This is a genomic window from Aeromonas sp. SCS5, assembly GCF_001887375.1.
Classification (GTDB): domain Bacteria; phylum Pseudomonadota; class Gammaproteobacteria; order Enterobacterales; family Aeromonadaceae; genus Aeromonas; species Aeromonas jandaei.
The window spans coordinates 38,196-60,218 of sequence record NZ_LFCS01000018.1; the positions used below are offsets into that span (position 1 = coordinate 38,196).

The 22,023-nt window shown below is 59.6% G+C and carries 16 protein-coding genes and 1 riboswitch; of the genes, 6 read left to right on the top strand and 10 right to left on the bottom strand.

What is annotated here, in order from left to right:
- Positions 1 to 60 precede the first annotated feature (60 nt).
- Positions 61 to 2,499 carry a VolA/Pla-1 family phospholipase gene (locus BS300_RS19400; protein WP_071914734.1) on the bottom strand — a complete coding sequence of 813 codons (2,439 nt, stop codon included), beginning with the start codon at positions 2,497 to 2,499 and terminating at the stop codon, positions 61 to 63.
- A 297-nt stretch (positions 2,500 to 2,796) separates the two neighbouring features.
- Here BS300_RS19400 and BS300_RS19405 point away from each other — a divergent pair, with 297 nt between their 5' ends.
- A complete protein-coding gene (locus tag BS300_RS19405) occupies positions 2,797 to 3,054 on the top strand; it encodes an accessory factor UbiK family protein (RefSeq protein WP_033112871.1) in 258 nt (85 codons plus the stop codon).
- Positions 3,055 to 3,105: 51 nt separating this feature from the next.
- Here BS300_RS19405 and BS300_RS19410 read toward each other — a convergent pair whose 3' ends face one another.
- From BS300_RS19410 to trxA, 6 genes are all read right to left on the bottom strand, one after another.
- Positions 3,106 to 4,119 carry a sensor domain-containing diguanylate cyclase gene (locus BS300_RS19410; RefSeq protein WP_083593548.1) on the bottom strand — a complete coding sequence of 338 codons (1,014 nt, stop codon included), beginning with the start codon at positions 4,117 to 4,119 and terminating at the stop codon, positions 3,106 to 3,108.
- A 214-nt stretch (positions 4,120 to 4,333) separates the two neighbouring features.
- Entirely contained in the window at positions 4,334 to 5,032 is a 699-nt protein-coding gene (gene fre, locus BS300_RS19415; protein ID WP_041210586.1) for an NAD(P)H-flavin reductase, read from the bottom strand.
- 146 nt (positions 5,033 to 5,178) lie between these two features.
- On the bottom strand, positions 5,179 to 6,648 hold the full coding sequence (ubiD, locus tag BS300_RS19420) for a 4-hydroxy-3-polyprenylbenzoate decarboxylase (protein ID WP_043850509.1): 1,470 nt from the start codon (positions 6,646 to 6,648) through the stop codon (positions 5,179 to 5,181).
- Positions 6,649 to 6,681: 33 nt separating this feature from the next.
- Positions 6,682 to 7,680, bottom strand: coding sequence for a hypothetical protein (locus tag BS300_RS19425; protein ID WP_071914735.1), 999 nt, complete (start codon positions 7,678 to 7,680; stop codon positions 6,682 to 6,684).
- A gap of 108 nt (positions 7,681 to 7,788) precedes the next feature.
- Entirely contained in the window at positions 7,789 to 9,054 is a 1,266-nt protein-coding gene (gene rho / locus BS300_RS19430) for a transcription termination factor Rho (RefSeq protein ID WP_005339417.1), read from the bottom strand.
- A 200-nt stretch (positions 9,055 to 9,254) separates the two neighbouring features.
- Entirely contained in the window at positions 9,255 to 9,581 is a 327-nt protein-coding gene (gene trxA, locus BS300_RS19435; RefSeq protein ID WP_005339416.1) for a thioredoxin TrxA, read from the bottom strand.
- Between the two features lie 113 nt (positions 9,582 to 9,694).
- Here trxA and rhlB point away from each other — a divergent pair, with 113 nt between their 5' ends.
- The 3 genes from rhlB to BS300_RS19450 are packed head-to-tail and all read left to right on the top strand — an operon-like array spanning position 9,695 to position 12,781.
- The gene (gene rhlB, locus BS300_RS19440) at positions 9,695 to 10,981 is read left to right on the top strand and encodes an ATP-dependent RNA helicase RhlB (protein WP_071914737.1); all 1,287 of its coding nucleotides are present in this window, start codon (positions 9,695 to 9,697) and stop codon (positions 10,979 to 10,981) included.
- Positions 10,982 to 10,993: 12 nt separating this feature from the next.
- The gene (gene gppA / locus BS300_RS19445) at positions 10,994 to 12,484 is read left to right on the top strand and encodes a guanosine-5'-triphosphate,3'-diphosphate diphosphatase (protein WP_071914739.1); all 1,491 of its coding nucleotides are present in this window, start codon (positions 10,994 to 10,996) and stop codon (positions 12,482 to 12,484) included.
- Positions 12,485 to 12,511: 27 nt separating this feature from the next.
- Positions 12,512 to 12,781 (top strand): Rho-binding antiterminator, encoded by a 270-nt coding sequence (locus tag BS300_RS19450; protein ID WP_071914741.1) that lies wholly within the window; start codon positions 12,512 to 12,514, stop codon positions 12,779 to 12,781.
- A 70-nt stretch (positions 12,782 to 12,851) separates the two neighbouring features.
- Here BS300_RS19450 and BS300_RS19455 read toward each other — a convergent pair whose 3' ends face one another.
- On the bottom strand, positions 12,852 to 13,598 hold the full coding sequence (locus BS300_RS19455; protein ID WP_071914743.1) for a class I SAM-dependent methyltransferase: 747 nt from the start codon (positions 13,596 to 13,598) through the stop codon (positions 12,852 to 12,854).
- 76 nt (positions 13,599 to 13,674) lie between these two features.
- Between BS300_RS19455 and BS300_RS19460 the strand changes: the two genes are divergently transcribed.
- Positions 13,675 to 14,415 carry a transporter substrate-binding domain-containing protein gene (locus tag BS300_RS19460; RefSeq protein WP_071914745.1) on the top strand — a complete coding sequence of 247 codons (741 nt, stop codon included), beginning with the start codon at positions 13,675 to 13,677 and terminating at the stop codon, positions 14,413 to 14,415.
- A gap of 3 nt (positions 14,416 to 14,418) precedes the next feature.
- Here the strand turns inward: BS300_RS19460 and BS300_RS19465 are convergent, their stop codons facing one another.
- Entirely contained in the window at positions 14,419 to 16,968 is a 2,550-nt protein-coding gene (locus tag BS300_RS19465) for an EAL domain-containing protein (RefSeq protein WP_041210578.1), read from the bottom strand.
- 205 nt (positions 16,969 to 17,173) lie between these two features.
- Positions 17,174 to 19,216, bottom strand: a complete 2,043-nt coding sequence (gene prlC / locus BS300_RS19470; protein ID WP_071914747.1) for an oligopeptidase A — start codon at positions 19,214 to 19,216, stop codon at positions 17,174 to 17,176.
- Positions 19,217 to 19,640: 424 nt separating this feature from the next.
- Positions 19,641 to 19,726: riboswitch (cyclic di-GMP riboswitch) on the top strand.
- 54 nt (positions 19,727 to 19,780) lie between these two features.
- Here prlC and BS300_RS19475 point away from each other — a divergent pair.
- Positions 19,781 to 21,973, top strand: coding sequence for an immunoglobulin-like domain-containing protein (locus tag BS300_RS19475; RefSeq protein ID WP_071914749.1), 2,193 nt, complete (start codon positions 19,781 to 19,783; stop codon positions 21,971 to 21,973).
- Positions 21,974 to 22,023: the final 50 nt, after the last annotated feature.

The window sequence follows — 22,023 nt, forward strand, 5'->3', positions numbered from 1 at the left end:
CAGCTGCTGCAGAAACGAGAACGCCGCCCCGAAGGGCGGCGTTTTTTATGGTCTGCGCAGTTACTGCTTGAGCAGGGTATTGTCAGTCACCTGCACTGCCGCGCCACCGCTCATAAAGAAGCTGGCAAACTCGGTCTGCATCTCGCTGGTCACCAGCGCGTTGCTGTCATTGCCATCAGGCGCCAACAGCGAGCTGTGACCACCGGCCACAAAGCGGGCTGCATGGTGGCTGGCAGGGATCACACCCGGCCCGCCTTGCAACGCCTGCAAATCCAACACCTTGAACAGCGGCTCGGTGCCACCAAGCGGTGCAGAGGCAATGCGGTTCGGGATCACCTGATCCGGCAGATTGAGTGCACCATCGCCCACGATTTCGGTAGCAAACAGCGGGAAGTTGCTCTTGATGCCGCGACCGAGGTTGATCGGGTCGGCAGAGTCGAGCACTGTCTGGGCAGCAAAGCTGTAGCTCTGCAGCGTCGTGGCTGCGGCCGCCTGAGTGGTCGCATTCAGACTGGGCAGGAACTCGTTGACGAAGCAGGTTGCCTTGACTGTCTTGCAGTTGGGTTCATAGGCCGCAAAGCCCGCTTTCAACTCGGGGCTGCCTGCTGTCAGCACGCTCATCTTGATGGTCGGCCCGAAGCTGGGGGAGTCGAGCAGCAATGGAGCAATACCGCCACCCGGCATCGCCAGACCACCGGTATCGAACTTGAACAGGGCATCAGCCTGGGTATTTCCGGTTGTCTGGTTGGCGACCGCCAGCAGATTGGCACCGGTAATGGCACCGAGAGAGTGACCGAGGAAGTGCACCTTGATATTGCCAGCACTGCCGATCACGTTGCCGCTGTTGGCCAAACCCACCGCCAGACGCAGGCCCAGCAGGTCGGCCACGCTCTGTTTCAGGTTGTCCCGCGCTACCGTCAGATAACCCAGATTCAGGTAGGGAGTCGGGTTTGCCGAGGTGGTCACCGTCGCCATACTGCCGCTAAGAGCGAAGCCACGTTCACCATGCAGCGGATGATCGATCACCACCACCGCAACAACCTTGTTCACTGACGGGTTTAAGCCTGCACCAATCTGACTCAGCGCCAGCGCATAGGCATTCTCTTTGATGGAGGTAACCCCATGCTGATAGATGACCACATCGGTGACAGTGCTGAGGTTTGTCGTCGGGGCAAAAATTCGCATCGGCACGGATTGTACTTCGGTCAATGCCGGCAGGGGATTGAAGCGGCCGATATTGCGCTCGGCATCCAGCGGCTTGCCACCAGAGGTGAGAGTCACCCCAATCAGTTTGCTCGCCTCGGTCAGCAGCTCGCTCTGGCGGGTCGGGTCAGCGATCAGTGTTGCCAGCAGAGTCGGGTCAACACCGGCACCAACCAGTCCGCCGATTACTTCGCTATCACCGGCCTTCAGGGCGTTGGCTATGGCATAGAGGCTGGGGATGGCACCATGCCAGGACTGGGTCTTGGCCTTGTCCCATGACCCGGCTACTGACGGTGTAGAGAGGAAATAAGGGAGCTTGACGGTGCCGGTGTACACCTTGGTCAGCTGGGCAACCCCGTTAAGCGGCGTGCCAGAACCAAAGGCGGCAGTCAGTGCATCTTTCTGATCCTGCGGCAGGAACGGCTCACCGGCCAGCTGGGTCAGGAAGGGCACCCCACCATTGAGGCCATTAATTGTATAAGCGCCAGGCAGGCTGGTATTGCCCTTGGCATCCTGTTTCCATACCTTGGCGGCGTCCAGACCGTTCTGTGCCACCTTGGCTGCAGCCCCTTTCACCGCCAGCAGCACATCTGCGCCGGACTGGGTGGCAAACCAGTCGGAGAAGATCACCCGATCACTGGTAATGCCGGTGGCAGATTTGAACAGCCCCTCTTGCAGCGCAACCAGATTGCTGATGCTCTGCTCCTGAGTCGTGGTGCCACTGTTTGTCTTGTAGGTGCTGTAGTCACTGCCAGCCTTGAGCGGTGTTCCGCGACTGTCTTTGAGCGAATCGGTGGCGACAATCATGTAATAGGAGGAGGGATTCAGCGGCTTGAGCGGTACCAGATTCAGAGTACCACCGGCAGCACGAACAACAAAATCCGTACCATAGACCAGCGGCTGGTTATTCTTCACGCCATTTGGCTGCAGAGTCGTCGGATCCAGTGTCAGCTCCAGCAGATAGATGGGGGCGACAGAGGTGGCAAAGTCTGCGTCAGCAGGAGCAGGAACCGACACGCCACTCACAGTGGCCGGGTTCAGCTGAATGGGTTGGGTAGTAGACCAGCCATCCAGCGTGGAGAGAGCGGATACCGGGTTGGAGAGATCCTGAGTCTCGGTCGAAAACTTCAGGGTGCCATCGCTGGCACGGGGCGCCAGTACGCTGGGGCGCGCACCACTCATCCCACTCAGGGCGTAGTCGAGGGTACTGGTGGTATCCCCCATCTTGTCATTCTCACCACCACATCCGGCCAGCAAGGCACTGATGACGGCTGCATAAATTAGCTTCTTCTTCATTTTTTGTTCTCTTTATCAGGTTGTTATCCATCACAAACCAACGAAGCAATCATCACTTCGACCGCACAAAGTTAACATAATAACAACAACACACAGACTCACACCGGTCATATTCCAATCAGGTTTGTGCTCTGCATCATGGTTTCAGGTCAACAAGGGGGCGCAAGGGTAGCAGCAGTTGGCACATCACCAGACCCGACCAGCAATAACGGGCAGCGCGGTGTAAAAAGCTGCCGCGATCTCGGCAAAATGAGGGAATTGTCGGTAGAATGTCCACCAACGCTTAAGGAGGACATCATGATCGACCCGAAGAAACTGGAAGAGATCGCCAAACAGGTACACAACTCCCTGCCGCCCGGCATCCGCAGTATGGGCGAAGAGGCCGAGAAGAAGATCCGTCAGGTGTTGCAGGCACAGCTCAACAAGCTGGATCTGGTAAGCCGTGAAGAGTTCGATGTGCAGACCAAGGTTCTGCTGCGTACCCGGGAAAAACTGGCCGCCCTCGAAAGCAAGCTGGCTCAACTCGAAGAGCAGCTCGGCGCCAAAGGCGAATAACGGAAACCCCAGCATGGCTGGGGTTTCTGCTTTACGGGACTCGAGTTGTCGTCACACCCGCAGCAAGTGCCAGGCCCGTTTGCCGCGCGCCTTCGCCTCATACATCGCCTGATCGGCCACCTCCAGCGCCTGCCGAAACGACAGCGATGCCCCCTCCCACAAAGCGATACCGATACTGAGCCCGACCCGTTGCGAACAACCGGGTCTGGGCACATAGCTTTGCATCCGGCCAATCAGGGCATCGGCCAGCTCGGCCAGGGCATGGCTCGAAACCCCCCGGCTGAGGTGCACCACAAATTCGTCGCCACCGTAGCGACCACACAGGGCCGAGCCCGGCATGATAAGACGCAGCCACTCCGCCATCTGCTGCAAAACCTGATCGCCACAGGCATGACCTAGCTGGTCATTGATCCCCTTGAAATCGTCCAGATCGATAAAGAGCAGCGCTCCTGCTCCGTCATGTTGCTGCTGAGCAAAGGCCTTGCCAAACCCCTGCCGGTTGAGCAGGCCGGTCAGGGCATCGCTGTTGGCCCGCTCCGCCAGCCTCTGCTCATAGGCTTTGCGCTGGGTGATATCGATATGGGAACCCATGATCCGTAGTGGCTTGCCATCGGCGTCGCGATCGACCACCCGCCCCCGATCCCAGAGCCAGGTGACCTCGCCTTGCGGGTTGATAGTGCGGTATTCAACTTCATAGAAGGGGGTTTTCCCCTCGAGATGATCGAAATAGCTGCCCATGGCATGAGCGCGATCGTCGGGGTGGAGCTTGGCGCTCCACTGGTCGAAGTGGGGAGCCATGTCGCCAACCTGAAAGTTCTGCAGATTGAACACCCGCAATTCACCGGTCGGGATAATCCCCTGCCAGAGACAGATGCCGGTGCCATCGAGGGCGGCGTTGAGCTTCTCCTGCAGCAAGCTGTTTTCATGCTTCAGAGCGGCAATTTCTGCCTGCAGCCGGGTCAGTTCACTAATACGGGAGGAGGAGATCAGAGTCGCCGCTGGCTCCGCAGAACCCAGCTCTCCCCTTGCATCTTCTGTCGATGATCTTCCCTCTTCGCTCAACACAGCGCCTCCTCGCCCCATCCCGGAATATCCTTATCCTGCCGCCGACAATCACGCACAAAGATGCCACCAGCTGCAGGGAATTAGTAGCCATTCATACCTGAAATTGCGAAAAAAACTGGACTTGAATGACGAACTCCACAATATCCCGAACTGGTCGCGCCACCATAGCAAAACCCCCGGCTTGACCGGGGGTTTTGGCAGCACAAACGGCTTGTCAGATGAACTCGTAAGCGTCGCCGAAGATGCGTTCCGGCTCGGCACCGAGGATCTTGAACTCCTCACGGGCCGCCCCCGCCATCTCGAAGCGACCGGCGACATAGATGTCGTACTCATGGAGGCTGACGAAATCATCCATGATCGCCTTGTGTACCAGACCGGTACGGCCACTCCAGTCGCTCTCAGGCTCCTGCACCACCGGGATGAAGGTGAGCGGCGCGTAGTCACGCTCCCACTGCTGCATCTGCTCCAGCTCGTAGAGCCAGTGCGCCTGACGCACCCCCCAGTAGAAGAAGACCGGGCGCTTGCTGCCGCTGTCGATCAGGTACTCCAGAATCGATTTGGCATAGGAGAAACCGGTGCCGCCGGCCATCAGGATCAGCGGGCGGGGGGATTCGTTGCGCAGGAACGCCTTGCCGGCGGGCAGCTCGACCTCGATCTCCCCCTGTTCGCGCATGCGGGCCAGCACCTGACCGGCATAGGCGTTTTCGGGAGTCGCACCAATCTGCAGCTCCAGCACGCCCGGGCGGGTCGGCGAGTTGGCGATGGAGAAGGGACGCTTGTCCGAATCGCTCATCACCACCAGCAGATACTGGCCCGGCTTGAAGCTGACCTCTTGCTGCGGCGTCAGGGCCACATGCCAGATGGTGTCGACATATTCGCGCAGTTCCTCTACGCGGCATTTGATACGTTGCATTCTTGTCCTTGTGGCGGGTTCGCTCGACCCGCTTCGCTCATTGTTTCACTGTCAGGTGATGACCAGCACTGCTGGCCCCATTCGTCGAGGATACCCAAATCGCTGCGGATCTCATCCATTTTTGCAGCAAACGGGCTATTTTCGCCTCAACCGAGGATATTCAACTCATCCCAGATGGCATCGATCTTCTGCTTCACCGCCTCATCCTGCACGATGGGCTGACCCCACTCGCGGTTGGTCTCCCCCGGCCACTTGTTGGTGGCATCCAGCCCCATCTTGGAACCAAGGCCCGAGATGGGCGAGGCGAAGTCCAGATAGTCGATCGGGGTGTGTTCGATCAGGGTGGTATCACGAGCCGGGTCCATCCGGGTGGTAATGGCCCAGATCACATCCTTCCAGTCGCGGGCGTTGACGTCGTCATCACACACCACCACGAACTTGGTATACATGAACTGGCGCAGGAAAGACCAGACCCCCAGCATCACCCGCTTGGCGTGGCCAGGGTAACGCTTCTTGATGGTGACCACCGCCATCCGGTAGGAGCACCCCTCCGGCGGCAAATAGAAGTCCACGATCTCGGGGAACTGCTTCTGCAGCAGCGGCACGAACACCTCGTTCAGCGCCAGACCCAGCACCGCCGGCTCATCGGGCGGACGGCCGGTGTAGGTGCTGTGATAGATGGCATCCTTGCGCATCGTCATGTGGGTGATGGTAAAGACCGGGAACTCGTCCACCTCGTTGTAGTAGCCGGTGTGGTCGCCATAAGGGCCTTCCGGCGCCATCTCGCCGGGTTCCAGATAGCCTTCCAGCACGATCTCGGCGCTGGCGGGCACCTCCAGGTCACAGCTGATGGCTTTTACCACCTCGGTACGGCTGCCGCGCAGCAGACCGGCAAAGGCGTATTCGGAGAGGGTATCCGGCACCGGCGTCACGGCGCCGAGAATGGTCGCCGGATCGGCACCAAGCGCCACCACCACCGGGAAGCGTTCGCCCGGATGGGCCTCCTGCCACTCGCGAAAATCGATGGCTCCGCCGCGATGATCCAGCCAGCGCATGATCAGCTTGTTTTTGGCGATCTTCTGCTGGCGGTAGATGCCGAGGTTCTGTCGCTTCTTGTAGGGGCCGCGGGTGATGGTGAGACCCCAGGTAACCAGCGGCGCCACATCGCCCGGCCAGCAGTGCTGGATCGGGATCTGGTCGAGATCGACCGCATCCCCCTCCTGCACCACCTGCTGGCAGGGGGCGGAAGAGAGCCGCTTGGTCGGCATGTTGAGCACCTGCTTGAATATCGGCAGCTTCTCCATCAGCTCCTTGAAGCCACGGGGCGGTTCCGGCTCCTTCAGATAGGAGAGCCATACCCCGACCTGACGCAAGGCGTTCACATCGGGCTGGCCCATCCCCATGGCGACCCGATCCGGGGTACCAAACAGGTTGGTCAACACCGGCATGGTGTAGCCTTTGGGATTTTCAAACAGCAGAGCCGGGCCGCCCGCACGCAGGGTGCGGTCGCTGATTTCGGTCATCTCCAGATAGGGGTCTATCTCGCGGGTAATCCGCTTGAGTTGTCCGTTCTGTTCCAGCTGCGCGACGAAATCACGCAAGTCCTTGTATTTCATGCAGGTTCCCAACCAGATTCAGGAGGTGAGGCATTATAACCCTGGCCGCCTCTCCGGTGTACCCGAATCGGGGAAGAGAGTCGGAGTCATGGGATTCTGATCATGCTGCCCAAGGCGTTTGGCCAGCGCCGACAACAGCAATGGCTCATCCACCTCCATCAACAGATCGGCCACCAGAGATCCATACTGCCGGTTGGCCAGCTCACCAAGCAGGTAGCTTCTTGCCTGTTGCGGCAGGGGGGAAAGCGCGCTCAGCTGGCGCAGGGCTGGCTCTTTCAGATGGGGATTGGTGCTCGCAGCGATCAGCAACTCGCTGGCCTCATTACCCTGATGAAAGCGGTTGATGGTGGCCAGCGCAGCCAGAGCATCCTGATCCACCGGTTGGCGCCAGAGGCGGCTGTAGAGTGCCGGCTCGCCGGTACGCTGCAGCAGGTAACTCAGTAGACGGTTGTCAGGCAAATAGATGTTCTGGGCGGCCAGCGTCCGGCTCTCGCGCTGCAGCAGGGAAACCGGCAGCTGCTCGAGGGCCTGCAGCAGCGCTTGTTGCTGACGAGCCAGCTCGGGGTTGCCGCGGTAGTAGATCGACTTGAAACCGAAAATGCCCTGCTCCAGTTGCTGGCGATAATCAGCCTGCCACGCCAGTTGCTGCCACTGACCCAGCAGCAGCCGGGCCTGAGCGGCAAAATCGTAGGCGGGTTGCTGTACCAGAAAGCCGTCCACCCGCTGCTCGACCAGCCACCGGGGTGCCTTGTCTGCCTGGGCTGCCACCCAGGCGTGCAGTTCGGGTGACGCCGGCCGGGTCACGTTGATATTGCGCAACAGTTGCAGCAGCAGATACTCACGCTGCTCGCGGCTCTGGGTCGCCAGCAGGGAATCGACAGCGGCAAACTGCCCCTGTTGCAGGCAATTCGACAGATAGCGCAAATCAGTGCCCAGCTCGGCGGCCTCCACCGAAGGAGGCTCTGGCACGCTCTGCGCAAAGGCCGGGATACCGAACAGCAATCCCGGCAGTAACCAGTAAACGGGTTTCATGACGTCCCTATCCTTGTGACATCGAAGCTTCATACTACCCAGTCGGCCGAAATTTAGATAAACAAAAACCGCGACCTTGGCCGCGGTTTCGTCATTTTCTGACCTGACTTACTTCTGTTGGCGCCGCATGGCGTCGAAGAACTCGTCGTTGGTCTTGGTCATCGCCAGTTTGTCGATGAGGAATTCGATACCGTCGATCTCGCCCATCGGGTGGACAATCTTGCGCAGGATCCACATCTTCTGCAGCTCGTCACCGGAGGTGAGCAGCTCTTCCTTACGGGTGCCTGAGCGGGTGATGTCGATAGCCGGGTAGACACGCTTCTCGGCAATCTTGCGCGAGAGGTGCAGTTCCATGTTGCCGGTACCCTTGAACTCTTCGTAGATAACCTCATCCATCTTGGAGCCGGTATCGATCAGCGCGGTAGCGATAATGGTCAGGCTGCCGCCCTCTTCAACATTACGCGCGGCGCCGAAGAAGCGCTTGGGACGGTGCAGGGCGTTGGCATCCACACCACCGGTCAGTACCTTGCCGGATGACGGGATAACGGTGTTGTAGGCACGGGCCAGACGGGTGATGGAGTCCAGCAGGATCACTACGTCTTTCTTGTGCTCGACCAGACGCTTGGCCTTCTCGATCACCATTTCGGCAACCTGAACGTGACGGGATGCCGGCTCGTCGAAGGTGGAAGCGATCACTTCACCTTTAACCATGCGCTGCATCTCGGTCACTTCTTCCGGACGCTCGTCGATCAGCAGAACGATCAGTTCACAGTCGGGATGGTTGTAGGCGATGCTCTGGGCGATGTTCTGCAGCAGCATGGTCTTACCGGCCTTGGGCGGTGCGACGATGAGGCCACGCTGACCTTTACCGATCGGGGAGGCCAGATCCAGAACGCGAGCAGTGATGTCTTCGGTAGAACCGTTGCCCCGCTCCATGCGCAGACGCTCGTTGGCGTGCAGCGGAGTGAGGTTCTCAAACAGGATCTTGTTGCGGGAGTTTTCCGGACGGTCGTAGTTGACCTCGTTGACCTTGAGCAGCGCGAAGTAGCGTTCGCCCTCTTTCGGCGGCCGGATCTTGCCGGAGATGGTATCGCCGGTACGCAGGTTGAAGCGGCGGATCTGGCTCGGGGAGACGTAGATATCGTCAGGGCCTGCCAGGTAAGAACCGTCAGCACTGCGCAGGAACCCGAAACCGTCGGTCAGGATTTCCAGCACACCGTCGCCAAAGATATCCTCGCCACCCTTGGCGTGCGCCTTGAGGATCGCGAAAATAATGTCTTTCTTGTGCGCCCGAGCCAGATTTTCCAACCCCATGGATTCGCCGAGCTTGACCAGCTCAGACACAGGAGTGTTCTTTAATTCAGTCAGATTCATAGTGGTGAAAGTCTGTAAGCAAGGATTGAAATGAGGAGACAGTCTGCTGGATTGATGCTGATCGGATTTGACTTGCCAGGCTAGCAATGGAGTCAGGCAAAAAGGTTAGCAAACGAGCGATAAACTAGCACCAATCGGGATGAGCGTCTAGGTGATAAAACAGAAGGAGCGCATTATTGCAATGCGCTCCTCTTCGATTATTACAGGTTGCCGTCCAGGAACTCTTTCAGCTGAGTCTTGGACAGTGCACCGACCTTGGTCGCTGCCACTTCGCCATTCTTGAACAGCAAGAGGGTCGGGATACCACGAATGCCGTACTTGGGCGGAGTATCAGAGTTATGGTCGATGTTCAGTTTGGCTACGGTCACGCGACCTTCGTACTCTTGGGCAACTTCTTCCAGGATCGGGGCAATCATCTTGCACGGACCACACCACTCGGCCCAGAAGTCGACCAGAACGGCGCCATCGGCTTTGATTACATCTGCCTCGAAGCTGGCATCGCTCAGCTGAACAATCTTGTCACTCATCTCCAACTCCAGTCAGTAAATAAGGCTTTATTGACACGTCAATAAAGGCAATAGTTGCCCTATTTGAAATGATCCTGTTTATTATTGCAAGCCTAACCTGATAACCTACCGCCATGAGCAAAACACACTTAACGACCGACAAATTCGCCCAAATGGGCCTCGAACCCGAAGTTCTGGCTGGTCTGGAAGCAAAGGGATTTCACTATTGTACGCCCATCCAGGCACTGTCCCTGCCACTGCTGGTAGAGGGCCATGACCTCGCCGGGCAAGCACAGACAGGCACCGGCAAAACCATCGCTTTTCTGGCCGCCACCTTCAACTATCTTCTTACCCACCCGCTGACCAAACCCCGTCTGGTAAATCAACCCAGAGCCATCATCATGGCACCCACCCGGGAGCTGGCAGTACAGATCTATAACGATGCCGACAGCATCGCCGCCTCTACCGGCCTGAAACTCGGCCTCGCCTACGGTGGCGAAGGTTACGACAAGCAGCTGGCCGTACTGGAGCAGGGCGTCGACATCCTGATCGGCACCACCGGCCGCATCATCGACTACTTCAAGTCCAAGGTGATCGACCTGAGCAACATCCAGGTCGTGGTTCTGGACGAAGCGGATCGCATGTTCGATCTGGGCTTCATCAAGGACATCCGCTTCCTGTTCCGCCGCATGCCGCCCGCCACCGAGCGTCTGAGCATGCTGTTCTCCGCCACCCTCTCCCTGCGCGTGCAGGAGCTGGCCTACGAACACATGAACCACCCGGAACATGTGCAGGTAGAGCCGGAGCAGATGACCGGCGTACGGATCAAGGAAGAGCTGTTCTACCCTTCCAACGAAGACAAGATGTTGCTGCTGCTCTCCCTGATGGAAGAGGAGTGGCCGGAAAAAGCTATCGTCTTCGCCAACACCAAGCATGTCTGTGAAGACGTTCATGCCTGGCTGGAGAACGACGGCCACCGCGTTGGTCTGCTGACTGGCGATGTGCCACAGAAGAAGCGGATGAAGATCCTCGAGGATTTCACCAAGGGTGCGCTCGATATTCTGGTCGCCACCGACGTGGCCGCCCGTGGTCTGCACATCCCCGACGTGACCCACGTATTCAACTATGACTTGCCCGACGACGCCGAAGACTATGTTCACCGTATCGGTCGTACCGGCCGTGCCGGCAAGAGCGGTCACTCCATCAGCCTGGCCTGTGAAGACTATGCCTTCAACCTGCCGGCCATCGAGGAGTACATCCACCACCCGATCCCGGTCAGCAAGTATGATCGCGAAGCACTGCTGGATGATGTCACCGCGCCGAAACGGGTGTTCCGCAACCGCCAGCCGGTGAACCGCAACATGCGGGATCGCCAGGGTGGCAACAGCAACAACCGCCGTCGTCCGCCGCGCAAAAGCTAAAGGATAGGCCCGTTGCACAACTCGCCTCTCTATGCCGCCATCGACCTCGGCTCCAACAGCTTTCACATGCTGGTGGTGCGCGAGGTCGCCGGTGCCCTGCGCACCGTTGCCAAGGTCAAACGCAAGGTTCGCCTCGCCGCCGGGCTTGATGCCGACTTCCGTCTCAGCCGTGTCGCCATGGAGCGGGGCTGGGACTGTCTGCGCCTGTTCGCCGAACAGCTGCAGGACATCCCGGCTGACAACATCCGGGTCGTGGGTACCGCCACCTTGCGGCTGGCTACCAACGTCGACGAGTTCATCAGCGAAGCGGAACGGGTGCTCAACCACAGCATCGAGATCATCTCGGGCGAGGAAGAGGCCAAGACCATCTATGAAGGGGTCTCCTGGACCTCTGCCGGTGAAGGCAACCGACTGGTTATCGACATTGGCGGTGCCAGTACAGAGCTGGTGATCGGCGAGCATAGCGAAGCGAAACTGCTCAACAGCCTGCACATGGGCTGCGTCACCTGGCTCAACAATCACTTCGGTGATGGCGAGCTCTCCGAAGCCCGTTTCGAGCAGGCGATTGCCGCTGCGAAGGCGGTGCTGGAGAAGGTGGCGGATGATTACCGTGCCCTTGGCTGGCGCACCTGCGTCGGTGCCTCCGGTACGGTACAGGCGCTGCAGGAGATCATGCTGGCGCAGGGGAAGAGCGAGCGGGTCACCCTGCCGAAACTGCAGGAGCTGATGGGTCAGGCCATCGCCTGCGGCAAGCTCGACCAGCTGCAACTGGAAGGGCTGGCGGCCGAACGGCTGACCGTGTTCCCCTCCGGCCTCGCCATCCTGATCGCCATCTTTGAAACCCTCGATATCGAGAGCATGACGTTGGCGGGTGGTGCCCTGCGCGAAGGCTTGATCTACGGCCTGCTCGGCAACAATCACGACTGCGATGCCCGTGACCGCACCGCCGACAGCCTGATCAACCGCTACCAGCTGGACAAGGAGCACGCCGAGCGGGTGCGTGATACCGCCATCGAGGCGTTCACCCAGTTGCAGCCGGCCTGGCGGCTCTCCAAGCGCTATGGTCGCCCGATCCTGCGCTACGCAGCACTGCTGCACGAAATCGGTCTCTGTATCGAGTACAAGAAGGCGCCGCAACACGCCGCCTACATCATCGACAACATCGATATGCCGGGCTTTACCCCTGCGCAGAAGAAGCTGCTGTCGGCCCTGCTGTTCAACCAACGGGATGAATTCAAGCTGGAACCGCTGGAGAAGCAGGGGGCGGTCACCGCTCGTCAGGCGATCCGGCTGGCCCGCATCCTGCGTATCGCGCTGATCCTCTGCATGCGCCGTACCCAGGGAACCGTGCCCGGCTTCACGCTGGAAGCGAACGAGGATGCGCTCACCCTGACCCTGCCCAAAGGGTGGCTCGAAGAGCACTACCTGCGCGCCAGCGAACTGCGCTTTGAAGTGGAGCGCCAGCAGAAGATGGGCTGGCCGACCCGTTTGCAGGAAGCCTGATCCCTCTGCCTTCTCAAGGAGCAGACCATGCCGGATTACCAACCCATCAGCTGTGACCTCTACGACTGGCTGGAGATTGCCGCGAGCTGGCAGTTGCCGGTCGAGCTGACCAGTCGGGACGGACGTCAGTGGGCGGCTCGGATCCGTACCATAGAGGCCCGCGATGGGGTGGAGTATCTCCAGCTGCACAGCGGCGAGCAGCTCAGTCTGGCAGATCTGGCGACCATGAGATTCAGCTGGCAGGGAGAGGAGAAGCTGATCCGCTTCGCCCCACCAGCCCAGTCAGACAGCCAATAAATAGCAAGAGGGCCAACCCGATCAGGTTGGCCCTCTTTTTTGGTCGCCCGGACGATATGCCAGTCGCCGCTTAACTCGCCAGTGCCGCCATAACGTAGACATCGAAGCGGTTGCTCTTGGTTTCGATGGCCATGCTCGGCTTCTGTTCGTTGAGCCAGCCAGCATAGTCGGGGCGCTTCACCACCACCCGCTTCTCTGCCATCTGGATCGCTGCTGGCAGCAGGGCATCGGCGTCAAGATCCGGCCCCACCAGCGACTGGAACACTCGCATCTCTTTTTTCACCAGCGCCGACTTCTGCTTGTGCGGGAACATGGGGTCGAGGTAGATCACCTCGGGCCGTTCGGTCAGCCCCAGCAGGGTATCCACCGCAGGGCCATGCAGCAGCTGCATCCGCTCGCGTACCCATGGGCCGATCTCGAGATCTTCTGCGGCGCGTGCCAGACCATCCTGCAGCAGGGCGGCCACCACGGGGCTGCGCTCAATCATGGTCACCCGGCAGCCGAGGGAGGCGAGCACGAAGGCATCGCGCCCCAGCCCGGCCGTGGCATCGACCACGGTCGGTGTCGCCCCCGACTTGAGCCCCACCGCCTTGGCAATGGACTGACCGCGACCGCCGCCAAACTTGCGGCGATGAGCGACGGCCCCTTCGACGAAATCCACGTAGACAGCCCCCAGCTTGGGCTCATCCAGCTTGCGCAGCTCCAGCCGCTCCGGGGTAAATACCAAGGCAAACTGGGGAAGATCTATCTGGGCAAGCTGGCTGGCCAGCGCGTCTGCCAGCGCGGCCTTGGCGGGGTCTTCGAGGAGGATTTGCATGGTCTCTGGATGCGTTCTAAGTTCAGTGAACCGAGTGTACCACAGCCCCTTCGCGTCGCTGTAGGGAGGAAACCCCATGAACCTGCTCATCGCCTTGCTGCTCGCCGCCCAGAGCAGCCCCCATCTCAAGGTCTGTGGCGTGGACTGGCCCCCCTTCTCCTATGCCGAACAGGGCAACCTGAAAGAGGGGATATCGGTCGAGATCCATCAGGAGGTGGCGCACCGCCTCGGCATGAGCCTCACCCTGCTCGAACTGCCGTGGGGACGCTGCGAACAGTACGTCAACACCGAGCTGGCGGACGGTATTCTCGACAACGCTCCCCTGCCCGGCTGCTACCACTCTGACCTTGCCACCGCCTTCTACCCGCTGGCCGCCTATGTACGCACCGACAGCCCGCTGCAGACTTTCTCGTGGGAGATGGCCAAGGGACTGAAAGTGGGGATGGTCAGGGGCTATGACTACACGGACAAAATCAAGAACTTCACCGGCTGGGAACCCATCAAGGCCCACTCCGACAAACAGTTGCTGCTGATGCTGGAGAAGAGCCGGGTCGACATGATAGTGCTGGATTACTTCTCGGCCCCCATCCTCTCCAAGGAGCAGGACGTCAAGATCCGCGCCCTCACCCCCTTTATCGATTCAACCCCGCTCTATCTCTGCTTTGGCAAACAGAGAGCAGAGCTGCTGCCCGCCTACAACAAGGCGCTGCAGCAGATGCTGGACGAGGGCGTGCTGGATCGCATCTATCTGCGCTATCTCGGGGAGGATTACCGGACGCTGCGGGGCAAGCAGGAGAAATTGAAACCGGCGCAGTGACGGTCAGCTGGAACGAGCCTGCAAAAACATGTTCTTGTCGTTGAGCTGCAAGTATTCGGTGAGATCGTCGTAGGCGAGTGGACGACTGAGCAGATAACCCTGAGTAAAGGCACACCCCTTCTGGCAGAGGAAGTTGAGCTGCTCGCGAGTCTCCACCCCTTCGATCACCACCTGCATCCCGAGGTTGTGCACTATGTTGATGATGCCGTCCAGCAGCATCCGATCCTGCTCGTTGAAGGGGATATGACGCACGAAAGATCGGTCGATCTTGACCAGATCAACCGGGAATGTGCGCAGATAGTTGAGCGCCGAGTAGCCGGTACCGAAGTCATCGATGGCCAGCTTGCAGCCCGCCTCGCGCAGGGCATCGATCCGCACCCTATGCTGATCGCTGCTCTCCATCAGCAGAGATTCGGTAATTTCGATGACGATGTCGGCAGGATCGAGCTCAAAATGGTGGATAACCTTGAGCCACTCGCTCGCTTCCGGATCTATAGTCTGGAACTCCATGGTGGAGCGGTTGATCGACATCTGTAGATCCGGAAAACCGGAGCGCTGCAAACGCGCCAGATCCCGGCACGACTGCCACAGCACCAATGAACCCAGCCCCTGGATCAGCCCCGCCTCCTCCGCCAGTGGGATGAACTCGGCCGGTGAAACCTGTCCCCACTGGGGGTGATACCAGCGTACCAGCGCCTCCAGCTTGGCCACCCGCCCACTGCGGTTGTCCCAGATGGGCTGGTAGGCCATGGTCAGCTGCTCCTGCTTGATCGCCTCCGCCAGATCCTGCTGCATCTGGTGACGCTGGCGCACCTCTTCTCGCATGGAGGAGCAGTAGGTGCCGATCAGGCGTCCCTGCCGTTTGGCAGCAAACAGCGCCTGCTCGGCGTTGCGCAGCAGCTCGTCGCTCTCACTGCCATCGATGGGACAGAGGGTCATCCCCACGGTTGCCGTCACGTAGAGGTGCTGGTTCGCCAGCATGAAGGGGCGGGCAAAGCTGCCGATCACCTGCTTGGCAAACACCTCTGCCTGACGGCGGGTCACTATGCCCGGCACCAGAAAGGCGAACTCGTCACCACCGATGCGGGCCACCAGATCCTCGGTGCGCACCCGGCTCACCAATCGATCCGACACCTCCCGCAGCAGGGCGTCACCGGCATGGTGATCCATGCTGTTGTTGACCGCCTTGAAGTTGTTGAGGTCGAGCACCATCAGGGCGAAGCGTTCGCCCCGCTCGCAGAAACGACCGAGACAGCGGCCAAACAGCCAGCGGTTGGGCAGGCTGGTGAGGTTGTCATAGTTGGCCTGTGCCGCGATCTTCTGTTCGGCGAGCTTGGTCTGGGAAAGATCGCTGAAAATGGCGATATATTGCTGGATCTTGCCCCCTTCGCGCAGGGTGCTGATCATCAGCTGCTGTGGATAGAGCTTGCCGTTCTTGCGCTTGTTCCACACCTCACCACGCCACACCCCCACCCGCTCCAGCGCGTGGTACATGTCGGCATAGAAGGTCTGATCGTGCAGACCGGACTTGAGGATGCTGGGGCGCTGGCCACACACCTCCTCGCTGCTGTAGCCGGTGATCTGCTCGAACGCCGGGTTGACCGAGATGATGCGACTGTCGTCATCACACACCAGGATCGCCTCGGAGAGGTTGTCATAGACCCGGTGGGATAGCTTGAGCTGCTCAGCGTGGCGCTTGAGGGGATCGATATTCTCCAGCAGCACCATCAGATAATCCGGCTGCTGCAGAGCATCGCGAATAAGGGTCACCGTTACCCGCCCCCACAGCACTTCCCCGCCCTTGCAGAAGTAGCGCTTCTCCTGAGTGAAGCTGCTGCGCTCGCCACGATAGAGCTGCTCGTAGTATTCAGCGCTGCGCATCCAGTCTTCGGGATGGTTGATGTCGGAGATGGTGCGATGGAGCAGCTCGTCGAGCGGGTATCCCAGCATCTTCTCGATGGCCGGGTTGGCCCAGAGGATGCGGCCGGCAAGGTCCAGCTTGCCGATCCCGACCGGCGCATGGGAGAGCATGCTCTGCAGCATATGAGGCGAATCGGGCAGCGGCTGCTGCGCGCGCTGCAGCAGGAGGGCCAGCTCGCGGCCAGCCAGCGGCCCCAGCAGCTTGAGCAACCCCATTACCTTGCCCATGTTGGCCTGTGGCTGGCGATAGAGCAGGCTGCAGATACCGATGGGTTCGCCATCGGCGTTCTTGAGCACAATGCCGGCATAAGCCTGCGGCTGCCACTCCTGCGCAAGGGGCACATGGGGGAAGAGCTGGAGCAAACGGTCGCTGAACCAGGCTTCCCCCTCATGCCAGGTGATGGCATCGGGCGAGCCGGTTAGCGGCAGTTGCAGGGATTCGGGTTCAAGGCAGGAAGGATAAGCGGCCTGCGCCCTGAATTGGGCAGCGTTTGGTTCCCATGTTGTGATCAGGACGACATCAGCCATCACAACCGCGGCGATTTCACTCACAAAGGTATCGAAATATCCCTGACCACTCGAATGAGCCAGACTGGAGATGATTTGATAGACGGAATCGAGTGCTCGCCTCATGGCAAGGGGCTTTCTCTCCTTGAAGATGTAGAACACGACTCTACTTAAGAGGCGCGGGCAGTGCAAACATGCATTCAGCAAGATATTAAAAAGGCATGAGAAAAGGGACCAAAAGGTCCCTTTTTATGGCAAAAATCACGCCTTGATCCCACTATGCCGCAAAAGCGTATCTGCTTGAAGCTCACCGCTACGGCGGGGATAAAGGTTATGCAGCAATCCCGCTATGGCGCAGCAGCGCATCGACCTTTGGCTCCCGGCCGCGGAAGGCACGGAACAGCTCCATCGGCTCCTTCGAGCCCCCTTTCTCCAGAATGTTCTGCAGGAAGGATTGGCCGGTCGCCGGGTTGAAGATCCCCTCCTCCTCAAAGCGGGAGAAGGCATCGGCAGAGAGCACTTCCGCCCACTTGTAGCTGTAGTAGCCCGCCGCATAACCGCCGGCAAAGATGTGGGAGAAGCTGTGCTGGAAGCGGTTGAATGCTGGCGGCGTCATCACGGCTACCTGACTGCGCACCTCGCCCAGCAGCGCCGGGATCTGATCCGGTTTGGCCGAGTCAAACTCCTGATGCAGACGGAAGTCGAACAGAGCGAACTCCAGCTGGCGCAGCATCTGCATCGCCGCCTGGAAGTTACGGGCGGTCAGCATCTTCTCCAGCAGATCGGCAGGCAGCGGCTCGCCAGTCTCGTAATGGCCGGAGATAAAGGCCAGCGCCTCCGACTCCCAGCACCAGTTCTCGAGGAACTGGCTCGGCAGCTCCACCGCATCCCAGGCCACGCCGTTGATACCGGCCACGCCAGCCACATCGATCCGAGTCAGCATATGGTGAATGCCGTGACCAAATTCGTGGAACAGGGTGACCACTTCGTCATGGGTGAAGAGCGCAGGCTTGCCATCTACCGGGCCGTTGAAGTTGCAGGTCAGGTAGGCGACCGGCTTTTGCAGCGACCCATCCTGACGGTAGCGACGACCCAGACACACATCCATCCAGGCTCCGCCCCGCTTGTGCTCGCGAGCGTAGAGGTCGAGATAGAAGCTGCCGCGCAGCTCATCCTCGCTATCGAAGATGTCGTAGAAGCGCACATCCGGATGCCAGGTGTCGATGCCGAGGCGCTCGCGCACCTTCATGCCGAACACCCGCTTGACCACTTCGAACAACCCTTTCACCACCTTGTTGGCAGGGAAGTAGGGGCGCAGCTGCTCGTCGGAGATGGAGAATTTGTGCTGCTTGAGCTTCTCGGCGTAGTAGGCAATATCCCAGGCCGCCAGCTCGCTCTGGCCGTGTTGTTCGGCGGCGAAGGCGCGGATCTCTTCCAGCTCGGCTTTACCTTGCGGCAGGGATTTGGCCGCCAGATCGGTGAGGAAATCCACCACCTGACTGGTCTTGTCAGCCATCTTGGTCGCCAGCGACAGCTCGGCATAGTTGGCAAAGCCCAGCAACCTGGCGAGCTCGCTGCGCAGGGTGAGCAGCTCGGTCATGATGGCGGAGTTGTCCCACTTGCCAGCATTGGGCCCCTGATCGGAAGCGCGAGTGGTGAAGGCTTCATACATCTCGGCCCGCAGTTCGCGGTTGTCGGCATACATCATCACCGGCAGGTAAGAGGGAATATCCAGCGTGAACAGCCACCCCTCCTTGCCCTTGAGTTCGGCCATCTGGCGAGCCGCCGCCAGCACGCTCTCCGGCAGACCGGCCAGCTCGGCTTCATCGGCCACCAGCTTGTGCCAGCCTTGGGTCGCATCCAGCACGTTGTTGCTGAAGCGGGAAGCCAGCTCGGAGAGGCGAGCCTGAATTTCGCCGTAGCGCTGCTGCGCCTCGGCAGGCAGACCGATACCGGAGAGACGGAAATCGCGCAGGGTGTTCTGGATCTCCTTGCGCTGGGCGCCGCCAAGCCGCGGGAAATCATCGCTCTCGGAGAGCGCCAGATAGGCTTGATAGAGCCCTTCATGTTGACCGACATAGGTCTGGAATTCGGAGAGCAGCGGCAGACAGGCATCGTGGGCCGCGCGCAGTGGTTCGCTGTTGAGCACGGAGTTGAGGTGGCTGACCGGTGACCAGATCCGCGCCAGACGGTCGTTGACCTCTTCCAGCGGGGCGATCAGGCTGTCCCAGGTGTGGGGCTCGGTGTGCGCCAGCACATCCTTGATCTTCTGTTTGCAATCGGCGATGGCCTGCGTCACGGCGGGCTGTACATGATCAGGCTGGATCTGGCTGAAAGGGGGCAGCGAATCCATTGACAGCAAAGGGTTATTCATCCCGGTTACCTCTTGTTTGGTCTTGAACAGACCGCTTTAGCAGCTCTTCATGGTTCTCTAACATGTGGCCAAGTCACGCAATAATCAAGCTTCAATCCGCCTGTCAGCACTGTTTTCCCCTCTTTGTGAGCTCAAACACCTCTCTGCCAGATACTGGACGGCAACAGCATGAATAATCGGTACTTTTTTGCTCTTTTTGCGGCTTTTTCAACTCTCGAACCACAAGGAAGCAGAGCAAATCCAATCGACAAAAGAGTAGGTCACAGCAGCGTATCACCGGCCCTTTCCATGCTTGGAAAATAACTAATCAACAAGTTAATAACCAAAACAAATCATGCACATACGTTGATTAATTTGTTTTTAAGTGCATATCATAAGCAGCCTGTTACTCAGGTCACTTGATTCTCCGTGCCACACGGAGAACGGGTGAAAAAGGCAAAGTGACCCGAAAGGGCACGACGCAAAGCCACCGGTCTAAGGGAGATTTCCTATGACAGCGGGGCTGCCCCCGGGAGCGTTCGGCCATAGCTGGACGCTCCGTTTGTACTGTATGGAGATATCAAGATGAACAAATTGAAGTTATCCCTGCTGGGCTGTCTGCTCGGCATGGGCGCCCCCATGGCGCAGGCCGCCTCGGCCGGTCAGGCCATGGTCAATCCCCAATCCGGTGTCGTCGTGGGTTACTGGCACAACTGGTGTGGCGGCGCTGGCTATCAGGGCGGTACCGCTCCCTGCGTCAAGCTCGATCAGGTCAACCCGCAATACAACGTGGTCGATGTCTCTTTCATGAAGGTATATAGCGGCAGCTCGATCCCGACCTTCAAGCTCGACCCGGCTACCGGCATGAGCGAGAGCCAATTTATCGAGCAGATCGCAGAGCTCAACCGCCAGGGCCGCTCCGTGCTGCTGGCGCTGGGCGGTGCCGATGCGCATATCGAGCTGCGTACCGGTCAGGAGCAGGCCTTCGCCGACGAGATCATCCGTCTGGTGGAGACCTATGGCTTCGACGGTCTGGACATCGATCTGGAACAGTCCGCCATCACTGCCGCCAACAACCAGACCGTGATCCCGGCCGCCCTGCGGCTGGTCAAGGATCACTATCGCGCCCAGGGGAAAAACTTCCTCATCACCATGGCGCCCGAGTTCCCCTACCTGACAGCCAGCGGTCTCTATACCCCCTATCTGCGGGCGCTGGAAGGCTACTACGACTGGATCAACCCCCAGTTCTACAACCAGGGTGGCGACGGTATCTGGATCGATGGCATTGGCTGGATTGCCCAGAACAACGATGCCCTGAAAGAAGAGTTCATCTACTACATGGCTGACTCGCTGATCAACGGCACCCGCGGCTACTACAAGATCCCCCACGACAAGCTGGTATTCGGTATCCCGACCAATATCGATGCGGCCGCCACCGGTTACGTCAAGAATCCGCAGGATCTGTTCGATGCTTTCAACAAGCTGAAGAGCCAGGGTCAGCCCCTGCGCGGCGTGATGACCTGGTCCATCAACTGGGACATGGGTCGCAACGCGGCCGGTCAAGCCTACAACGAAGCCTTCATCAAGAGCTACGGCCCCTTCATCCACGACCAGAACATCACCCCGCCGGACGAGAACGGCAAGCCGGTGTTCAGCGGCCTGAGCGATGCCCGCGTCAAGCACGGCACCCGCTTTGACCCGCTGGCCGGTGTCAGCGCCAGTGACAAGGAAGATGGCGATCTGACCGGTCAGATCCAGGTGGAAGGGAGCGTTGATACCCAGCGCATCGGCCTCTATCCCCTCACCTACAAGGTGAGTGACAGCGACAACCAGACCACCGAGCAGGTACGCACCGTCGAGGTCTACAGCATGAAGCCGGTCTTTACCGGTATTGCGGACACCACTATCGAACTCGGCACCCCGTTTGATCCGATGGCCGGCGTCAGCGCCCACGACGACGAGGATGGCGATCTGACCGCCAACATTCAGGTCAGCGGCAAGGTCGACAGCAGCAAGGTCGGCCGCTACACCCTCACCTATCAGGTGAGCGACAGTGCCAACCAGCAGGTGACCCAACAGCGCAACGTGACCGTCAGGGAGCAGGGCGCCATCTGTCAGAACAGCTGGGATGCCAAAAAGACCTACGTCAGCGGCGACATCGTCAGCCATAACGGCAAGAGCTGGCGCGCCGAGTGGTGGACCCAGAACGATGAGCCGGGCACAACCGGCGAGTGGGGAGTCTGGCGTCTGCAGGGTGACAGTGACTGCGATGGTGGCGAGAAGCCGCCGGTGATCGGCAGCAGCGACTTCACTGTCGGCGCCATGGGTTCCGACTACACCATAGTTAACGGTCAGGTCTCCATCCGCTTCAATGTCACCACCGCCAACCCGGTACAGATCTCTGCCACGCTGGAGCAGAACGGCCGCAGCTATGGCAACACAACCAGTCTGGTGAACGGCACCAGCGCGCTGGTTTTACAGGGCAGCAATGTGACCGATGGTAGCTATGAAGTGGTGATCAACGGTCTGGCAGATGGCCAACAGCCGGTGGTACAGCGCTTCCCGGTTGCACTGACCGAGCAGAGCAGCGGCGGTGGTGAGGGTGACTACCCGGCCTACGCCCCCAACACCAGCTATCAGGCCGGTGATCGGGTCAGCAATGCAGGTGGCGACTACGAGTGCAAACCCTGGCCCTACAGCGGCTGGTGTGGCGGCTCGACCAGCCACTATGCACCGGGTACCGGCAGTGCCTGGAGCGATGCCTGGATCAAGCTGTAATTAGCCGGTCATAAAAAAGGGAGCCGATGGCTCCCTCAGCCACTATGCAT